The sequence below is a fragment of the Tepidimonas sp. genome (assembly GCF_029335975.1).
Taxonomy (GTDB): Bacteria; Pseudomonadota; Gammaproteobacteria; order Burkholderiales; family Burkholderiaceae_C; genus Tepidimonas.
In genome coordinates, this window is sequence record NZ_JARJMT020000043.1 from 1 (window position 1) to 16,431 (window position 16,431).

Here is a 16,431-nt window from a genome sequence, read left to right on the forward strand (position 1 = left end):
ACCTTGGCCTGGGAGGGGGTGCGTCTGGCTATGGCGCTGGGGGCGGCCTTTACCGCGGGCGTACTGCTCGTGCACGCGGGGGTGGCCAGCCGGGTGGCCGCGCGGCTGACCTGGGTCGAGCCGGTGCGGGCGTTTTTCGTGCGCCACGGCTGGGCGGATGCAGCGCTGTTGCTTGCCGTCATCGGGCTGTACCGCATCTCCGACATCGTGTTGGGGGTGATATCGAATATCTTTTACCAGGACCTGGGCTTTTCCAAGCCGGATATTGCAGCCGCGGTCAAGACCTTTGGGGTCATCGTCAGCATTGCAGGGGGTTTTTTGGGCGGCATTCTGGCAACGCGCTTGGGCGTGATGCGCTCGCTGTGGTGGGGAGCGGTGCTGTCGGCCCTGACCAACCTGGGCTTCGTGGCGCTGGCGCTGGTCGGGCCGCAGCGGCCCTGGCTGTATGCAGTGGTGGCGGCGGACAATCTGGCGGCGGGCTTTGCCAGCGCGGCATTCGTCGCGTTTTTGTCCAGCCTGACGCAGGTGCGCTTCACGGCGGTGCAATATGCCATTTTCAGCTCGCTCATGACGCTGCTGCCCAAGGCCCTGGGGGGCTACTCCGGTGGCATGGTCGATGCGTTGGGCTACCCCGGATTCTTCGTCCTGACCACGGCCCTGGGACTGCCCGTGCTGCTGCTGGTGACATGGGCTGGGCGGCGCCTCCCCCAAACAGGGGAGGCTGCGCGGGGCGTTTCGAACGCACAATAGCAGTTGGATGCTGTCACACGCCCTCGCGCCCTGGCTCCCCTACAACAACATTTATTGGGGCCCAAGTCGGGCGACCGGCACAGCCCCGGAGTTGGCCGGGGCGTGTCGGTGGCGCTTGCTGCGGCAAGACGCAGAGGCTGCCTGTTCGCTGCGATCATTCACCGAATCCCAACGACGTCCTGTGATGGACTTTGGCCGCCGCGGCTCGACCCCGGCGGCTTTTTTCTGCGGGCCTCGATGGCCCACCCTGGGCGCAGCCGGGCGGGGCGCGCTCAGGTCGGCGCAGGACGGGGTACCGGACGCGGGCGGCCCTGCTCGTCGATGGCCACATAGGTCAGCGTCGCTTCGGTTACCTTCACGCATTGGTAGTGGGGGCGCTGGCGCTCGGCCCACACCTCCACCTGCACCGTGATCGAGGTGTTGCCGATGCGCACGATGGTGCCGTAGAAGCTGAGCAGATCGCCAACCTTGACCGGCTGCTTGAACTGGAACTGGTTGACCGCGACCGTGGCAAAGCGCCCGCCCATATGTCGCGCGGGGATGACGGATCCCGCCAGGTCGACCTGGGCCATGACCCAGCCGCCAAAAATATCGCCATTGGCGTTGACATCGGCGGGCATCGGAATGACCCGCAAGACCAGCTCCTTGTCATGCGGCAGGCTGGTGTTGGCCGGATTGGATTGAGGATCGATGCTTGAAGGTACGATGGCGTCTTTCATGACACCGATTGTCGATCATGCGTGAGCGTGCCCTAGTCGGCGCTGCACCCAAGGCCCTAGCCGCTGCCGCCGCACCGCCGCGCAGCGATGGGCAGACGCTGCGCCGCCTGTTGCCGTATTTGTGGGAATACCGCTGGCGTGTGGCCGCGGCCTTGACACTGATGGTGGGGGCGAAGCTGGCCACGGTGGGTGTGCCGCTGCTGCTCAAAGAACTGGTGGACGCCCTCACGCCGCTGCCGGGCCTGTCCGCGCAGGCCACGGGGCTGCTCGTGGTGCCGGTGGGGCTGTTGCTGGCCTATGGCGCGCTGCGGCTGTGCGCAACGCTGTTCGCCGAGCTGCGCGAGCTGGTGTTCCTCAAAGCCACCGAGGGAGCCACCCGCGCCATCGCGCTGCAGGTGTTTGCGCATTTGCATGCGCTGAGCCTGCGCTTTCACCTGGAGCGCCAAACCGGGGGGCTGACCCGCGATATCGAGCGCGGCACGCGGGCGGTGCAGTCGCTGATCTCGTATTCGCTCTACAGCGTGGTGCCCACACTGATCGAGATGGCGCTGGTGCTGGCGTTGCTGGGCACCCGGTTCGAGGCCTGGTACGTCTGGACGACGGGGCTGGCGCTGGTGGTATATGTGGCGTTCACGGTCCAGGTGACCCAGTGGCGCACTGGCATTCGGCGCCAGATGAACGAGCTGGAGTCGGCCAGCCAGGCCCGGGCGATCGATGCGCTGCTCAATTACGAAACGGTCAAGTACTTTGACAACGAGGCCTGGGAGGCGCGCCGCTATGCCGACAGCCTGGATCGCCTGCGGCGCGCGCGGGTACGCACGCAATTCTCACTGTCGTTGCTCAACGCGGGCCAGCAGCTCATCATCGTCGCTGCTTTGGTGGCCGTGCTATGGCGCGCCACCGTCGCGGTGACCGAAGGGCGCATGACGTTGGGCGATCTGGTCATGATCAATGCCTTCATGATCCAGTTGTACCTGCCGCTCAATTTTTTGGGGGTGCTGTACCGCGAGATCCGCCAGAGCCTGACCGATTTGGGGCGGATGTTTGACCTGCTGGAGCGGCCGTGCGAGGTGCGCGACGCTCCTGACGCGCGCGAGCTGGTCGTCGTGCACGCGCCTGAAGTGCGGTTTGAAGCGGTGCACTTTGGCTATGAACGCGAGCGCGAGATCCTGCACGGCGTGGATTTGGTCATCCCGGCCGGGCGCACGGTGGCGGTGGTCGGTCCCTCGGGCTCAGGCAAATCGACGCTGGCGCGCTTGTTGTACCGTTTCTACGATGTTGGGCGGCCAGGCGACGACGACGTGGCCCGCGCGGCGGCAGGGCGCATCACCGTCGACGGTCACGATGTGCGCCATATCACCCAGGCCAGCCTGCGCCGCGCCATTGGCGTCGTGCCGCAGGACACCGTCCTGTTCAACGACACCATCGAATACAACATCCGCTACGGCCGCCCGGATGCGACGGCCGATGAGGTCCGCGAGGCTGCGCGGGCGGCCCATATCCTGGACTTCATCGAGCGCCTGCCGCAGGGTTGGCAGACCGTGGTGGGCGAGCGCGGCCTCAAGCTCTCGGGCGGCGAAAAGCAGCGCGTCGCCATCGCGCGCACCTTGCTCAAGAACCCACCGATCTTGATTCTCGACGAGGCCACGTCGGCCCTGGATTCGGCCAACGAGCGCGCGATCCAGGCCGAGTTGCGCCGTCTGGCGCGCGACCGCACGACATTGGTCATCGCCCACCGGCTGTCTACCGTGGTCGATGCGCACGAGATCGTGGTGTTGGAGCACGGCCGCATCGTCGAGCGTGGCCAGCACGCCGATTTGCTGGCGCGCGGTGGCCGTTATGCCCAGATGTGGGCGTTGCAGCAAAGCGGGGCCGACAGTGCCTGATCGGCCCCGCCGGGGCACGGGAGCAGGGTTTGGAAACTAAGTGGCTCGAAGACTTCGTCAGCCTGGCCGAGACGCGCAGCTTCAGCCGTTCGGCGCAGTTGCGCCACGTCACGCAGCCGGCGTTCTCGCGCCGCATCCAGTCGCTGGAGGCGTGGGCCGGGGTGGACCTGGTGGATCGCTCCTCGTACCCCACGCGACTGACCGAGGCCGGGCAGACACTGTACGCCCAGGCGATCGACATCCTGCACACGCTACAGACCACGCGGGCGCTGCTGCGCCAGCACACGGCGGTGGCCAAGGACACCATCGAGTTTGCTGTGCCGCACACGCTGGCGTTCACTTTCGTGCCAGCGTGGCTGTCGCGGCTGCGGGCAGAGCTCGGACCGATCAAGACGCGGTTGGTGGCGCTGAATGTGCACGACGCGGTGATGCGGCTGACCGAGGGCGGGTGTGATCTGCTGCTGGCCTATCACCACGCCTCGCAGCCGATCGAGCTGGACGCCGCACACTACGAGATGCTGCCCCTGGGGCGCGAGGTGCTGGCCCCCTTCAGCCGGCCCGCTCCCGATGGGCGGCCGTTGATGCGCCTGCCTGGTGCGGCCCGTGCACCGGTTCCGTACCTGGCCTATGCCCCGGGCGCGTATTTGGGGCGGGTGGTGGATTGGGTGCTGCGCCAGTCCGCCGAGCCGGCCTACCTTGACCGCGTGTACGAGACCGACATGGCCGAGAGCCTCAAGGCCATGGCCATCGAGGGGTACGGGGTGGCCTTCTTGCCGACCAGCGCGGTCCAGCCAGCGCTGGCCGATGGCCGCCTGGTGTCCGCAGCCCCGCGGCAGGGCACCTGGCAAGGCGAGCTGGACATCCGTCTGTACCGCGCGCGCGGTGGTCGCCCCAAGGCTGCCGCGCAGCGGTTCTGGGCGGATGTGCAGCGCTTGTGCGGCACCGGCGCCTGACTGTCGGTGCGCATGGCGCGGGTTTTTCCTCTGCCCTGGCACGGCAGATGCTTGTAAGATCGGCGTCGTCGTTATCCCAATGGAAAGGATTGCTGCATGAAAAAGCCACTGTTGGCACTGGCCCTGTCGGCCCTGGCGGCCACCACCGTCCACGCTCAGGCCAACGACACCCTGGCCAAGATCAAGTCCACCGGCTCGGTCACCATGGGCGTGCGCGAATCGTCAGGCGTGCTGTCCTACACGCTGGGCGATGGCAGATACACCGGCTACCACGTCGAAATCTGCCAGCGTGTGCTGGGCGACATCCAAAAGCAGCTCGGCTTGGCCAAGCTGGATATCAAGTACCAGCCGGTGACTTCGCAGAACCGCATCCCGCTGGTGCAAAACGGCACCGTGGACATCGAGTGCGGCTCCACCACCAACAACCAGGCGCGCCAGCGCGACGTGGCGTTTGCGGTGACCACCTTCGTGGAGGAGGTGCGCATCGCGGTCAAGGCCAACTCGGGCATCAACTCGATCAAGGACCTCAACGGCAAGAATGTCGCCACCACCACAGGCACCACGTCGGTGCAGACGCTGCGCAAGCACGAGCGCGCCAGCGGCGTGGACTTCAAGGAGGTGTATGGCAAGGACCACGCCGACAGCTTCTTGTTGCTGGAATCGGGCCGGGCCGATGCCTTCGTGATGGACGGGTCCTTGTTGGCGGGGTTGATTGCGCGCTCCAAGAACCCGGCTGACTTCAAGATCGTCGGCGAGGTGCTCAGCGTCGAGCCGATTGCCATCATGTTCCGCAAGGACGACCCGGCGTTCAAGAAGGCGGTGGACGATGCCATCGTCGCAATGATGAAGTCCGGCGAGCTGGCCAACATCTACGACAAGTGGTTCATGCAGCCCACGCCGCCGAACAATGTGCGCATGAACATGCCAATGAGCGAAGCGCTCAAGGCCGCCATCGCCAACCCGAATGACCGGCCGATGGAGGCCTACGCGGCCAAGTAAGCGGTCCCGACGGCCCTGCCGAACCCCGGGCGCATCGTGCGCCTGGGGTGTTTTGTTTTGGAACGGGAGCACATCGTATGCAATGGGACTGGCAGGTGTTCTGCGAGGACACCATCACCCGCGAGGTTCAGCCGCGCTGTTTTGGTCAAGGCGGCGACATCACCTATCTGGACTGGATGCTGTCTGCCTGGGGCTGGACCGTGTCGGTGTCGCTGTTGGCGCTGCTGCTGGCACTGCTGGCGGGCAGCGTGATTGGCACGCTGCGCACCTTGCCCGGCAGACCTTGGGTCGTGCGCCTGGGCAACGCCTGGGTGGAGCTGTTTCGCAACATTCCGCTGCTGGTGCAGATTTTTTTGTGGTACCACGTGATCCCGGCGCTGGTGCCGGCACTCAAGGTCGTGCCCGGCTTCGTGCTGGTGGTGATCGCGCTGGGCCTGTTCACCTCGGCACGGATTGCCGAGCAGGTCAAATCCGGCATTCAGGCCCTGCCGCGCGGCCAGCGTTATGCCGCGCTGGCGCTGGGGCTGACCACCGCGCAAGCTTACCGCTATGTGCTGCTGCCAATGGCCTTTCGCATCATCATTCCTCCGCTGACCAGTGAGGCGATGAATATCTTCAAGAACTCCTCGGTGGCGTTTGCCGTGTCGGTGGCGGAGCTGACGATGTTTGCCATGCAGGCGCAGGAGGAGACCGCGCGTGGCATCGAGATCTACCTGGCGGTCACGGCGCTGTACATCGTCTCGGCGTTTGCGATCAATCGGCTGATGGCCTTCATCGAGCGGCGCGTGCGCGTGCCGGGTTTCATCGCCAGCGGCGCCGCGGGAGGCCACTGAGATGCTCAACCTCGACTGGTCCTTCTACCGCTGGGACATCATCAGCAGCTTCGTGCTCAAGGGGCTGCAGTTCAGCTTGCTGCTGACGGTGGTGGCCACGCTGGGCGGTGTGGCGTTCGGCACGGTGCTGGCGCTCATGCGCTTGTCCGGCCGGCCCTGGCTGGCGTGGCCCGCTACCGTTTACGTCAATGGCATGCGCAGCATCCCGTTGGTGATGGTGATTCTGTGGTTCTTCCTGCTGGTGCCGTTCGTCATCGGCCGGCCCATCGGCGCGGAGCTGTCGGCGATCATCACCTTCATCGCGTTCGAGGCGGCGTATTTCAGCGAGATCGTGCGCGCTGGCATCCAGTCCATCCCGCGTGGGCAGGTCATGGCCGGACACGCTTTGGGGCTGACGTATGGCCAGAACATGCGCTTTGTGATCCTGCCGCAGGCGTTTCGCAACATGCTGCCGGTATTCCTGACACAGACCATCATTCTGTTTCAGGACACCTCGCTGGTGTACGCGATCGGGGCCTATGACATGCTCAAGGGCTTCGAGATCGCCGGCAAGAACTATGGCCGCCCTATCGAAGCGTACTTGGCCGCGGCCGTGGCGTATTTCGTGATTTGTTACAGCTTGTCGGCACTGGTCAAGCGCGTGCATGCCCGCATTGCCATCATCCGTTGAACCCCAAGACCGCAGGGCTGCCGACGGTACGGCCCATGCGGTCCCCTTCTGAATGCTGAGGAGTCGTCATGGAACGACCGATGATCGAACTGAAGAATGTGTCCAAATGGTACGGCGCCGTGCAGGTGCTCAACGACTGCTCCACCGCGATCCGCAAGGGCGAGGTGGTGGTGGTCTGCGGGCCTTCGGGCTCGGGCAAGTCCACGCTGATCAAAACCATCAATGCGCTGGAGCCGATTCAGAAGGGCGAGATTTGGGTCAATGGAGAGCCGGTGCACGACCCCAAGACCAATCTGCCCAAGCTGCGCAGCCGCGTCGGGATGGTGTTTCAGCACTTCGAGCTGTTTCCGCATCTGACGGTGACCGAAAACCTGACCCTGGCGCAAGTCAAGGTTCTGGGTCGCCACCCGCAAGATGCCGAAAAGCACGGACTGATGTATTTGGAGCGCGTCGGGCTGATCGCGCACAAAGACAAATATCCGGGTCAGCTCTCCGGGGGCCAGCAACAGCGCGTGGCGATCGCGCGGGCGCTGTCGATGGATCCGATCGTGATGCTGTTCGATGAACCGACCTCGGCGTTGGACCCGGAAATGGTCGGCGAGGTGCTGGATGTGATGATCGGGCTGGCGCAAGAGGGCATGACGATGATGGTCGTCACGCACGAGATGGGGTTTGCGCGCAAAGTCAGCGACCGCGTGATCTTCATGGATGTCGGCGGCAAGATCCTAGAGGACTGCCCGAAAGAGGAATTTTTCGGCCATCCAGAGGCGCGTCAACCGCGCACCAAGGACTTCCTCGACAAAATCCTTTCGCACTGAGACCGACGCAGGGGCGGGCGACATGGCCCGCCGATCAATCACATAGCCGCTGGCACTGGTGCGTTCATCGCGCGCTTCTCCAGCGTCCACTGGTGCAGCGAGCCGTCGTAATTGCGCGCTTGCGCGTTGCCGAGGATCTCATGGGCGATGAACCACGGCAGTGAAGAGTCGTTGCCGCTGTTGCAGTAAGTGATCAGCGGCTTGGCAGGATCGACGCCGAGCGACTGGAACACGGCGCGGTAGGTCTCGGGCTTGAGCAGCCGGATCGTGCCGCTGCGGTTGACGAACAGCGTCTCCAGCGGCACACTGCGCGCGCCGGGGATGTGACCGTAGGCATAGACATAGTCACGCTTGAAAATGCCTAAGTACATCGACGAGGAGCGGGTGTCGACCAGTTGCACATCGTTCTTTTCCATGGCCGAGGCCACGTCTGGCGAATCGGCCACGAAGTTGGCGAAGCGCTCGGCAGTGGCCTTCCAGGTGCTCGTCAAGGGCGCGGGCGCGTCCTTGCTCCACGGGCGACCTTCCAACAGCCACGCCACCATACCACCGTCGAGCATCGCCACCGGCGTGTCGGCATACGCTTTGAGCAGAATGTGCAGCCGCGCCGCGTCGTTGAAGTCGGAAATCTTTTGCCCTTCCGGCACCAGGACGATCGGTTTGTCGGCGAGTACCCCCACCGTTTGCACCGTCTTCTCGAATGTCGCACGGTCCGGCAGAAGGTATTTGACCTTGTTGCCACCGATTTCGCGCTCGGTACGCAAATCCTTCGCCAGGAAAAGGCGCGAGCCGGGGATGTGACCGCCGAACTCGTCAAGGACCTTCTTGCCGTCCTTGGTGGTCTCGAACTCTGGCTCGCGCGTAAAGCTTTTGCCATCGTTTCGGATCTCGATCACCTGCACCTTGTCCAGGTTGTCGGCCAGCCACTGGGTGCTGACCACCGGAGCGGGTAGGACGCCCTGGGCCCAGGCGCCGGCGGCCAGCACGGCCGTGCCCAGCGCCACCGCAATGCGTTGAAGGGTTCTCATCGTCGTCTCTCTCCTTCTTTGGGGCAAAAAAATGATCAGGCCAGGCCCAGCCTCCGCAGGCGCGGCGCCAAAGCCGCGTCGGCGACGCTGAGCACCTCGAGCGCGCGGTCCTGTTGAACCTGCTCGGCCGAGCGGTGGCGCAGCTGCGGTTCGAGCGCTGCATCGCGCGCGCGCAGCAGCAGCGCCAGCTCGTCGGCGAACAGCTGCACCATCGCGGTCAGCCAGCGTGCCAGCGGCGCCAGCCGTCCGCCGCGCACCGCCAGGCGAAAAGCGGGTAGGCGCGGTGCCAGTTCCGCCGCCGACGTCCAGCGCCCGGCCGTGACCCAGCGATTGGTGGTGAACCAGCGCAGCGGCTGGCCCCGCGCATCCAATGCCAGCGCCGCGAGGTGGACATGGGTGCCGGGCTCGGGCCCGTCCCAGAACAAATGGAAGTGGCCGTGTTCCGGCGGGGCGTCGGCGCCCCAGCGCTGTGCTCCGCCGTGCGCGTGATAGTAATAGCGCGTGCCATGCGCGGTGTCGACGACGTCGCGCGCCGGGTAATGGCGCCATTCTTCGAAGTGGTGCGCGCCGGCCAGCGCCGCCTGCGCCAGCGACAGGCCGCGTTGCGCATAGGCCAGCGGCACGCGCAGCGCAATGTCAGCCCAACCGGCCAGGCTGGTCGGTTCGGCCGAGCGAAGCCACCTGGACGCAGCGGACATGATCGGGACAGACCGCAAGGCCAATCAGCGCTTCGGTGCGCACGGATTGGCCGGAGCGCAGGGGTTGTCGCCCTCGGTGCGCTTTTTCTTTTTCTTTTTGTCGGCGCCAGGTGCGCACGGGTTGCCCGGGGCGCAGGGGTTGCCGGCGGCGCTGGCGGCGGGTTTGCCATCGGCCTTGGGCCCCTGCTGCGCCATCGCGGCCGGTGCCACGAGACTGGAGGCGACCAGCAGCGCGGTCAGGGTCTGGGTCAGGGGTTGCATGCGGGTTTTCATGGTCGGCTTCCTTAGGGCTAGCGAGGAAGGGGAGAAGAAGGGGCGGCGCCGCCGCTGCCCTGCGCGCCACAGCCGCAGCCGGCCTCGCCGAGCACGGCCTCCCGCGCGTCGATCGGGCCGCCGTGGCGCTGCTCGAACCAGCGGCCGAGGTAGTACACCCCGACCAGCGCCGCGGCCATCGCACCGATGATCCACCACGGCGAGATGCCCCAGGCGTCCTGTAGGGTGTCACCGGCCTCGACTTCGGCCATGGCCATGATGGCCTCGATCGCCGGGCCGTACAGCCCAGCAAAGGCGAATGTGCCGACGATCAGCCCAGCAAAAAACACCAGCGCGTCCAGCCGGCCCGAGGCCACCCCGACCACTGAGGTGCCGGGGCAGTAGCCGCCGATCGCAAAGCCGGCGCCGACCAGCACGCCGCCGATGGCTGAGGCCATCATCAGCGAGGTCGGCACGAACACCGCGTCCAGATCCAGCACGCCGGCCATGCCAAGCAGCTGCAGCCCGACCGCGGCCACCACGATGGCGGTGAACATCACCTTCAGCACCGACCAGTCGCGCAGCGTGAACTGGCCGGTCAGCTTGCACGGGCTGCCGAAGCCGGCATTTTCCAGAATGAAACCGAACGCCACGCCGACCAGCAGCGCCGACCAGAGGGTTTCTTGCATGGGGAACATGGCGTCAGACCCCTTTGACGAGTCGGCTGGCGATCAGCCCGGTGACGAAAAATGCGCCCAGGAAGACGAATGCGGCGATCGACAGCGTGGCCGCACCCGACAGGCCCAGTCCGCTGGTGCAGCCCGCCGCGATGCGCGCGCCAAAGCCAGCCAGCAGGCCACCGATGAGCGCCGTGGCAATGCGCTTGCCAGCGCCGACGCGTGTGGCGCCGTCGAGCTGTACGCGCATCCGACCGGCGAGGAACGCCGCCAGCAGCGCGCCAGCGAACACGCCGATCACCTGCCAGGTGATCCAGCCGTCGAGGATGTCGGGCCGCGCCATCGCGCCGAGGTAGGCATTGGCCTGGATGGCCTCGGGGGCGGCCTGCAGGCCGAGCCAGGCGCTCAGCCGCGTGGTGAAGCCGGTGGCGCCCAGCCCGTGACCGGTGAGCACGAAGGTGGCCAGCAGCGTCACACCCAGAGCCACGCCCGCCAGCCACGGGTTCCAGAAAGGTTTCGGGATCATCGTCATGATGGCGATCGTGAGAAATATCAAAAACACACTGCCCTGCAGAGTATAGGTAAGGGCGGCGGCGAGTGCAATGGGCGGGTTTTGCCCTGCGCGCAGCCGTGGCGGCCTGCCTGAGCAAGTGCATCGGCCACAACGCTGCCCGCGCTCGGCGACAATCCAGCCCCATGAGCCACGGACCCGACACCTTGACGCTGATCCGCCCCGACGACTGGCATGTGCACCTGCGCGATGGTGCGGCGCTGGCCACGACGGTGCCGCACACGGCGGCGCAGTTTGCGCGCGCCATCGTGATGCCCAACCTCAAGCCGCCGGTGACCCGCGCGGCGCAGGCGGCCGCTTACCGCGAGCGCATCCTGGCGGCGCGGCCGGCCGGCGCGGTCTTCGAGCCGCTGATGACGCTGTACCTGACTGACAACCTGCCGCCGCAGGAGATCGAGCGCGCACGCGAGGCCGGCGTGGTGGCGGTCAAGCTCTACCCGGCGGGGGCCACCACGAACAGCGACGCGGGTGTCACCGATATTCGCCGCATCTACCGAACGCTGGAGGCGATGCAGCGCGCGGGGCTGTTACTGCTGGTGCACGGCGAGGTGACCGACAGCGAGGTCGATATCTTCGACCGTGAGGCGGTGTTTATCGAGCGGGTGCTGGATCCGCTGCGGCGCGATTTTGCGGGCCTGAAGATCGTGCTGGAGCACATCACGACGAAGGAGGCGGCGCAGTACGTTGCCGAAGCCGGGTCCAACTTGGCAGCCACCATCACGGCGCACCATCTGCTGTACAACCGCAACGCCCTGCTGGCTGGCGGCATCCGGCCGCACCACTATTGCTTGCCGGTGCTCAAGCGCGAGGTGCACCGCCAAGCGTTGGCGGCAGCGGCCACCAGCGGCCATCCGCGTTTCTTCCTGGGCACTGACAGCGCGCCGCATGCGGTGCAGCTCAAAGAACACGCCTGCGGTTGCGCTGGCTGCTACACCGCGCCGGTGGCGCTGGAGCTCTACGCCGAGGCGTTCGAGGCCGCCGGCGCGCTGGACAAACTGGAGGGCTTTGCCAGCCTGCACGGACCGGACTTCTACGGCCTGCCGCGCAACACCGAGCGCGTGACGCTCAAGCGCGAGGCGTGGACGGTGCCCGAGCGCTACCGCTTCGGCGACGTGGAGGTCCGGCCGCTGCGCGCCGGCGAGACGCTGGGCTGGCGCTTGCTGCCCGCCGCCGCGGCCTGAGACACGGCATGCGCGTTCCTGCCTGGCCGGCAACGACGGTTACGATACGAACGACGCTGGCCGCTTGATCCGGCTGGCCCGGGAGATGGCGATGCGGATCCTCACCTGGAATGTGCAGTGGTTTCGCGGTATGGATGGCCGTGTGGATGTGGCGCGGGTGCTGGCGCATGCGCGTGCCTGGGGCGGCGACCCCGAGGTGATCTGTTTGCAGGAGGTGGCTCAGCATTTCGGCGGCTTAGCCGGCGCTGGTGAAGCGGACCAGGTCGAGGCGGTGGCCGCCGCCCTGCCCGAGTACGAGGTGTTTTTTGCGCCGGCGATGGACGACTGGCGGCCAGGCCGCGCCGCGCGCCAGCGTTTTGGCAATCTGATTGCCAGCCGCTTGCCCGTACTGCAGGTGTGCCACCAGCCGCTGCCATATCCGGCCGACCCTGCGGTGCCGTCCATGCCGCGTGTGTTGGCGGCGCTGACCGTGCAGGCCCCATGGGGGCCGTTGCGCGTCGCTGGCACGCATTTGGCGTACTACTCCGCCACGCAGCGCCTGGCCCAGGCCCGCGCGCTGGCCGCCTGGCAGCAGGAGGCCGCTGCAGTCGCCGCTGCGCCGCCCCGCACCGACGCAGAGCCGGCAGACACCCCTTTCCATGCCCGGGTGTGGGCGAGCGAGGCGGTGTTGTGCGGGGACTTCAACACCGCGCCTGGCAGCGAGGCTTATCGCGTCTTGGTCGGGCCATCCGCGCATGGGGCAGGTGTCTTTGTCGATGCCTGGACCCGGGCGCACGGGCCGGGGCCGCGGCCCGCGACTTTTCGGGTGCACGAACCGGGAGAAACGCCCATCGCCTGCGACTTCATCTTCGTCACGCCGGGCCTTGCGTCGGCCGTGCGGGACGTGCGGCTGGATGCCGACACCCGCCTGTCGGATCACCAGCCGCTGGTGCTGGAACTCGCGCCGCCGCCCCGACTCTGAGCGATTGCTATCATGTCGCCACTTCCTTCTTGAAGCCGCATTGGCGTGGCCCCATATGGGAAAGCTGAGGCGGTGCCGAGGGGCCCGGCCCTGTCAACCCTGTAACGGAGACCCTATGAAACGCATCTTGTTGCTGGTCTTGACCAACCTTGCCGTGATGGCGGTATTGTTGATCACCACCCGCATCCTGGGCGTGGATCGCTTTCTGAGCGCCAACGGCCTGAATCTGACCGCGTTGGCGATTTTCTCGCTGGTCATCGGCTTTGGTGGCGCCTTCATCTCGCTGCTGATGAGCAAGCCCATGGCCAAATGGACGACCGGGCTGGTCATCATCAATGAACCGCGCAACGCCGACGAGGCGTGGATCGTCAACACCGTGCGCCGCTTTGCCGACAAGGCTGGCATCGGCATGCCCGAAGTCGGCATCTACGAGGGCGAACCCAACGCCTTCGCTACCGGGGCGTTCAAGGATTCGGCGCTGGTGGCGGTCTCCACCGGCCTGCTGCAAAACATGACGCGCGAGGAGGTCGAAGCCGTCATTGGCCACGAGGTGGCGCATATCGCCAATGGCGACATGGTGACCATGACCTTGATCCAGGGCGTGATGAACACCTTCGTCGTCTTCCTGAGCCGTGTGATCGGCTATGTGGTGGACAGCTTTTTGCGCCGCGGCGACAGCGAGCAGTCCGGTCCCGGGATCGGCTACCTGGTCACCAGCATCGTGATGGAGGTGATTTTGGGTTTTCTCGCCGCGATCATCGTGGCTTGGTTCAGCCGCCAGCGCGAGTTCCGCGCCGACGCGGGTTCCGCGGCTTTGATGGGGCGCAAGCAGCCGATGATCAATGCGCTGGCGCGCTTGGGCGGGTTGCAGCCTGGGGCCTTGCCGCAAGGCATGCAGGCCTTGGGTATCACGGGCGGACTGGGCAAACTGTTCAGCACCCACCCGCCGATCGAGGAGCGCATTGCGGCGCTGCAGGCCGCCTGAGCAGGCCCCGGTGCCGAATGGACGGGCCGCGCGTCCGTCGGCGCCTGTCGCGATCAGCCGTAGCTGATGGCCGGAGGGGCGTTGCGCTCGGGCGGGGGCGGTGTCACCCCAAGCATATGACAGCCCAGCGCCTCGGCCACTTTGATGCCATCGACCGCTGCCGACAGAATGCCCCCCGCATAGCCCGCCCCTTCGCCCGCGGGGTATAGGCCAACGGTATTGAGGCTTTGGTAGTCCGCTCCGCGGGTGATGCGCAATGGCGATGAGGTGCGGGTCTCTACCCCGGTCATGAGCGCATCGGCGCGGTCGTAGCCGGGGATTTGCCGTCCGAAGACGGGCAGTGCCTCGCCCATGGCCTGCACCGCGTAGGCGGGCAGCACCGTGGCCAGATCACCCAGGGTGACGCCGGGTTTGTACGACGGCAGCACATCCCCGAAAGCGCGGGAGGGCCGGGCGGCTAAAAAATCCCCCACCAATTGGCCTGGCGCCAGATAGCCGCCACCGCCGGCGCGGTAGGCGGCGCCCTCCAGCAGTCGCTGCAATACCACGCCCGCCAGGGGGTGGGTGTCCCCTCGAGCCATCCATACCGCGGCTTCGGCCGCATAGCGGCCGCCCGCCTCGTCGCCAAAGGCGGCGCGCCAGGCGGCTGCATCGTGCTGCGGAAAATCCATGGGCCCGATGCCCACCACCAGCCCGGCGTTGGCGTTGCGCTCGGCGCGCGAGTATTGGCTCATGCCGTTGGTGACGACGCGCTCGGGTTCGCTGGTGGCCGCCACCACCGTGCCCCCCGGGCACATGCAGAAGCTGTACACGGCCCGCCCATTGCGGGCGTGGTGCACCAGTTTGTAGGCCGCTGCACCAAGCAACGGGTGGCCGGCGTGGCGGCCCCAGCGGGCGCGGTCGATGACGCTTTGCGGGTGCTCGATGCGCACGCCAATCGAAAACGGTTTGGCCTGCAAGAACACACCGTGGCGGTGAAGCTGCTCGAAGGTGTCGCGCGCGCTGTGGCCCAGCGCCAGCACGACGCGCTGCGCGGGCACAGTGGTCTCCTCGCCGCTGGCCAGATCGCGCACGCGCAGCCCCTGCAGCCCCAGCCGTTCGCCAGCCATGCGTGTCAATACGAAGTCCGTCACCTGCTGCTCGAAGCGCACCTCGCCGCCGAGTGCGGTGATGCGCTCGCGCAGTGCCTCCACCACTTTCACGAGTTTGAAAGTGCCGATGTGCGGATGCGCCTCGTACAGGATTTCGGGTGGCGCGCCGGCATCCACGAAGGCCTGTATCACCCGCCGCCCCAGGTGGCGCGGGTCCTTGATCTGGCTGTAGAGTTTGCCATCCGAAAACAACCCGGCGCCGCCTTCGCCAAACTGCACATTCGACTCGGGCGTGAGGACCTGCTTGCGCCACAGCCCCCAGGTGTCCTTCGTGCGGCGGCGCACGGGGCGTCCACGTTCCAGCACCAGGGGGCGCAGTCCCATCTCGGCCAGCGTCAGGGCGGCAAAAATCCCGCAGGGGCCAAAGCCCACCACGACCGGTCGTTCGCCATCGCCGGGCACCCCCTTCAGTGCGGCCCGCGCAGGCGGCTGCCACGTCATGTCTGGCGTGGGCTGAATGTGCGGATGTCCCGCCCAGCGTTGCAATGCGGCCGCTTCCTGCAGGGGGTCGGCCAGACCCACGTCCACGATGTAGACGGCGCGGATCTGCGCACCCCGTGCATCGAATGCGCGCTTGAACACATTCAATTGGGTGATGGCGTTGGCTGGCACGTCCAGCGCCTGGGCGGCCAGCGCCCGCAGCGCGGCGATGGGGTGCGGGGGCGGTAAGCGATCGGCCGCGGTTTCGGGCGGGGCATCGGCGGCGCGACGGGTTTCGACAGGCAAAGCCTGCAGCGGCAGCTTCAGTTCGGCAATGCGGATCATGCAGTGGGTCCTGGGGGCCCGTGGTGATCGGGCATGGCGCGGATGATACGCAGGCCGACGTTGCCGGCCAAGCAACCCGGCGGGCGCAGCAGCGATAATAGGCGGGTGAAGTCTGCCAGACCGTCGCTGGCGCATGGCCCGCAAGGGCGCGCTGGAGGACCGTCCGGACTGCGCAGGGCAGCGTAGGAGGTAACACCTCGCCACCGCGAGGTGCGGATCAGAGCCACAGAGACGAGCCGGTTCCGACCGGGGTGAAACGCGGCAATCTCTACGCGCAGCAACTCCAAGTAGGCCAGCCCGGGGGCACCCCCGACCCGTGGCCCGCGGGCCGTGCTGGCGGGTAGGTGGCATCGAGCCGTTTGGGAGACCAGCGGCCCAGAGGAATGGCGGTCACAAGGGGCTCTCGGGCCCCGAGCACAGCATCCGGCGTACCGGCAGACTTCACTTTATGACCGGGTGCGACGCAGCCAGGGTGCTCAGCGCGCGCCGGCTGCGATCCAGCGCACCAGCCTGGGCTGGGCCACGGCTGGGGCC

The 16,431-nt window shown here is 66.6% G+C and carries 16 protein-coding genes, 1 other RNA gene and 1 pseudogene; 11 read left to right on the top strand and 7 right to left on the bottom strand.

Annotated features, from left to right (window positions below):
• Window positions 1–750, top strand: a pseudogene (locus P3W97_RS02370) (AmpG family muropeptide MFS transporter); the annotation flags it as partial.
• 272 nt (window positions 751–1,022) lie between these two features.
• Here the strand turns inward: P3W97_RS02370 and P3W97_RS02375 are convergent.
• Complete coding sequence (locus P3W97_RS02375; protein WP_300843420.1) at window positions 1,023–1,469, bottom strand: acyl-CoA thioesterase; 447 nt, start codon at window positions 1,467–1,469, stop codon at window positions 1,023–1,025.
• Window positions 1,470–1,486: 17 nt separating this feature from the next.
• Here P3W97_RS02375 and P3W97_RS02380 point away from each other — a divergent pair, with 17 nt between their 5' ends.
• The 6 genes from P3W97_RS02380 (at window position 1,487) to P3W97_RS02405 (ending at window position 7,628) form a co-directional block, all read left to right on the top strand.
• Window positions 1,487–3,355 carry an ABC transporter ATP-binding protein/permease gene (locus tag P3W97_RS02380; protein WP_300843421.1) on the top strand — a complete coding sequence of 623 codons (1,869 nt, stop codon included), beginning with the start codon at window positions 1,487–1,489 and terminating at the stop codon, window positions 3,353–3,355.
• 29 nt (window positions 3,356–3,384) lie between these two features.
• On the top strand, window positions 3,385–4,308 hold the full coding sequence (locus P3W97_RS02385; RefSeq protein WP_300843422.1) for a LysR substrate-binding domain-containing protein: 924 nt from the start codon (window positions 3,385–3,387) through the stop codon (window positions 4,306–4,308).
• 96 nt (window positions 4,309–4,404) lie between these two features.
• On the top strand, window positions 4,405–5,307 hold the full coding sequence (locus tag P3W97_RS02390) for an amino acid ABC transporter substrate-binding protein (RefSeq protein WP_300843423.1): 903 nt from the start codon (window positions 4,405–4,407) through the stop codon (window positions 5,305–5,307).
• Window positions 5,308–5,384: 77 nt separating this feature from the next.
• Entirely contained in the window at window positions 5,385–6,140 is a 756-nt protein-coding gene (locus P3W97_RS02395) for an amino acid ABC transporter permease (protein ID WP_300843424.1), read from the top strand.
• Between the two features lies 1 nt (window position 6,141).
• Window positions 6,142–6,810 (top strand): amino acid ABC transporter permease, encoded by a 669-nt coding sequence (locus tag P3W97_RS02400; RefSeq protein WP_300843425.1) that lies wholly within the window; start codon window positions 6,142–6,144, stop codon window positions 6,808–6,810.
• An 80-nt stretch (window positions 6,811–6,890) separates the two neighbouring features.
• Window positions 6,891–7,628 carry an amino acid ABC transporter ATP-binding protein gene (locus P3W97_RS02405; RefSeq protein WP_300843445.1) on the top strand — a complete coding sequence of 246 codons (738 nt, stop codon included), beginning with the start codon at window positions 6,891–6,893 and terminating at the stop codon, window positions 7,626–7,628.
• Window positions 7,629–7,666: 38 nt separating this feature from the next.
• On the opposite strand, the gene P3W97_RS02410 is transcribed toward P3W97_RS02405, so the two are convergent.
• The 5 genes from P3W97_RS02410 to P3W97_RS02430 are packed head-to-tail and all read right to left on the bottom strand — an operon-like array spanning window position 7,667 to window position 10,815.
• Window positions 7,667–8,656 (bottom strand): sulfurtransferase, encoded by a 990-nt coding sequence (locus P3W97_RS02410; protein WP_300843427.1) that lies wholly within the window; start codon window positions 8,654–8,656, stop codon window positions 7,667–7,669.
• A gap of 35 nt (window positions 8,657–8,691) precedes the next feature.
• Complete coding sequence (locus P3W97_RS02415) at window positions 8,692–9,354, bottom strand: hypothetical protein (RefSeq protein ID WP_300843429.1); 663 nt, start codon at window positions 9,352–9,354, stop codon at window positions 8,692–8,694.
• A gap of 24 nt (window positions 9,355–9,378) precedes the next feature.
• Complete coding sequence (locus P3W97_RS02420; RefSeq protein WP_300843430.1) at window positions 9,379–9,627, bottom strand: hypothetical protein; 249 nt, start codon at window positions 9,625–9,627, stop codon at window positions 9,379–9,381.
• Between the two features lie 17 nt (window positions 9,628–9,644).
• Window positions 9,645–10,295 (bottom strand): DUF6691 family protein, encoded by a 651-nt coding sequence (locus P3W97_RS02425; protein ID WP_300843432.1) that lies wholly within the window; start codon window positions 10,293–10,295, stop codon window positions 9,645–9,647.
• Window positions 10,296–10,308: 13 nt separating this feature from the next.
• Window positions 10,309–10,815 (bottom strand): YeeE/YedE thiosulfate transporter family protein, encoded by a 507-nt coding sequence (locus P3W97_RS02430; protein ID WP_300843433.1) that lies wholly within the window; start codon window positions 10,813–10,815, stop codon window positions 10,309–10,311.
• 164 nt (window positions 10,816–10,979) lie between these two features.
• Here P3W97_RS02430 and pyrC point away from each other — a divergent pair, with 164 nt between their 5' ends.
• The 3 genes from pyrC (at window position 10,980) to htpX (ending at window position 13,981) form a co-directional block, all read left to right on the top strand.
• Window positions 10,980–12,035: a dihydroorotase gene (gene pyrC / locus P3W97_RS02435; protein ID WP_300843435.1), complete on the top strand. Its 1,056-nt coding sequence runs from the start codon at window positions 10,980–10,982 to the stop codon at window positions 12,033–12,035.
• Window positions 12,036–12,126: 91 nt separating this feature from the next.
• On the top strand, window positions 12,127–12,996 hold the full coding sequence (locus P3W97_RS02440) for an endonuclease/exonuclease/phosphatase family protein (RefSeq protein WP_300843438.1): 870 nt from the start codon (window positions 12,127–12,129) through the stop codon (window positions 12,994–12,996).
• 115 nt (window positions 12,997–13,111) lie between these two features.
• A complete protein-coding gene (gene htpX, locus P3W97_RS02445) occupies window positions 13,112–13,981 on the top strand; it encodes a protease HtpX (protein ID WP_300843440.1) in 870 nt (289 codons plus the stop codon).
• A gap of 53 nt (window positions 13,982–14,034) precedes the next feature.
• Here the strand turns inward: htpX and P3W97_RS02450 are convergent, their stop codons facing one another.
• Complete coding sequence (locus tag P3W97_RS02450) at window positions 14,035–15,897, bottom strand: NAD(P)/FAD-dependent oxidoreductase (RefSeq protein WP_300843442.1); 1,863 nt, start codon at window positions 15,895–15,897, stop codon at window positions 14,035–14,037.
• A 107-nt stretch (window positions 15,898–16,004) separates the two neighbouring features.
• On the opposite strand from P3W97_RS02450, the gene rnpB reads away from it, so the two are divergent.
• Window positions 16,005–16,344, top strand: an RNA gene (gene rnpB / locus P3W97_RS02455) — RNase P RNA component class A.
• Window positions 16,345–16,431 lie beyond the last annotated feature (87 nt).

What these genes read in the sequence shown, in the direction of transcription:
- P3W97_RS02375 (WP_300843420.1), bottom strand. Translation starts at nt 1,469, where the DNA reads ATGAAAGACGCCATCGTACCTTCAAGCATCGATCCTCAATCCAATCCG.
- P3W97_RS02380 (WP_300843421.1), top strand. Translation starts at nt 1,487, where the DNA reads ATGCGTGAGCGTGCCCTAGTCGGCGCTGCACCCAAGGCCCTAGCCGCT.
- P3W97_RS02390 (WP_300843423.1), top strand. Translation starts at nt 4,405, where the DNA reads ATGAAAAAGCCACTGTTGGCACTGGCCCTGTCGGCCCTGGCGGCCACC.
- P3W97_RS02395 (WP_300843424.1), top strand. Translation starts at nt 5,385, where the DNA reads ATGCAATGGGACTGGCAGGTGTTCTGCGAGGACACCATCACCCGCGAG.
- P3W97_RS02400 (WP_300843425.1), top strand. Translation starts at nt 6,142, where the DNA reads ATGCTCAACCTCGACTGGTCCTTCTACCGCTGGGACATCATCAGCAGC.
- P3W97_RS02405 (WP_300843445.1), top strand. Translation starts at nt 6,891, where the DNA reads ATGATCGAACTGAAGAATGTGTCCAAATGGTACGGCGCCGTGCAGGTG.
- P3W97_RS02410 (WP_300843427.1), bottom strand. Translation starts at nt 8,656, where the DNA reads ATGAGAACCCTTCAACGCATTGCGGTGGCGCTGGGCACGGCCGTGCTG.
- P3W97_RS02415 (WP_300843429.1), bottom strand. Translation starts at nt 9,354, where the DNA reads ATGTCCGCTGCGTCCAGGTGGCTTCGCTCGGCCGAACCGACCAGCCTG.
- P3W97_RS02420 (WP_300843430.1), bottom strand. Translation starts at nt 9,627, where the DNA reads ATGAAAACCCGCATGCAACCCCTGACCCAGACCCTGACCGCGCTGCTG.
- P3W97_RS02425 (WP_300843432.1), bottom strand. Translation starts at nt 10,295, where the DNA reads ATGCAAGAAACCCTCTGGTCGGCGCTGCTGGTCGGCGTGGCGTTCGGT.
- P3W97_RS02430 (WP_300843433.1), bottom strand. Translation starts at nt 10,815, where the DNA reads ATGACGATGATCCCGAAACCTTTCTGGAACCCGTGGCTGGCGGGCGTG.
- pyrC (WP_300843435.1), top strand. Translation starts at nt 10,980, where the DNA reads ATGAGCCACGGACCCGACACCTTGACGCTGATCCGCCCCGACGACTGG.
- P3W97_RS02440 (WP_300843438.1), top strand. Translation starts at nt 12,127, where the DNA reads ATGCGGATCCTCACCTGGAATGTGCAGTGGTTTCGCGGTATGGATGGC.
- htpX (WP_300843440.1), top strand. Translation starts at nt 13,112, where the DNA reads ATGAAACGCATCTTGTTGCTGGTCTTGACCAACCTTGCCGTGATGGCG.
- P3W97_RS02450 (WP_300843442.1), bottom strand. Translation starts at nt 15,897, where the DNA reads ATGATCCGCATTGCCGAACTGAAGCTGCCGCTGCAGGCTTTGCCTGTC.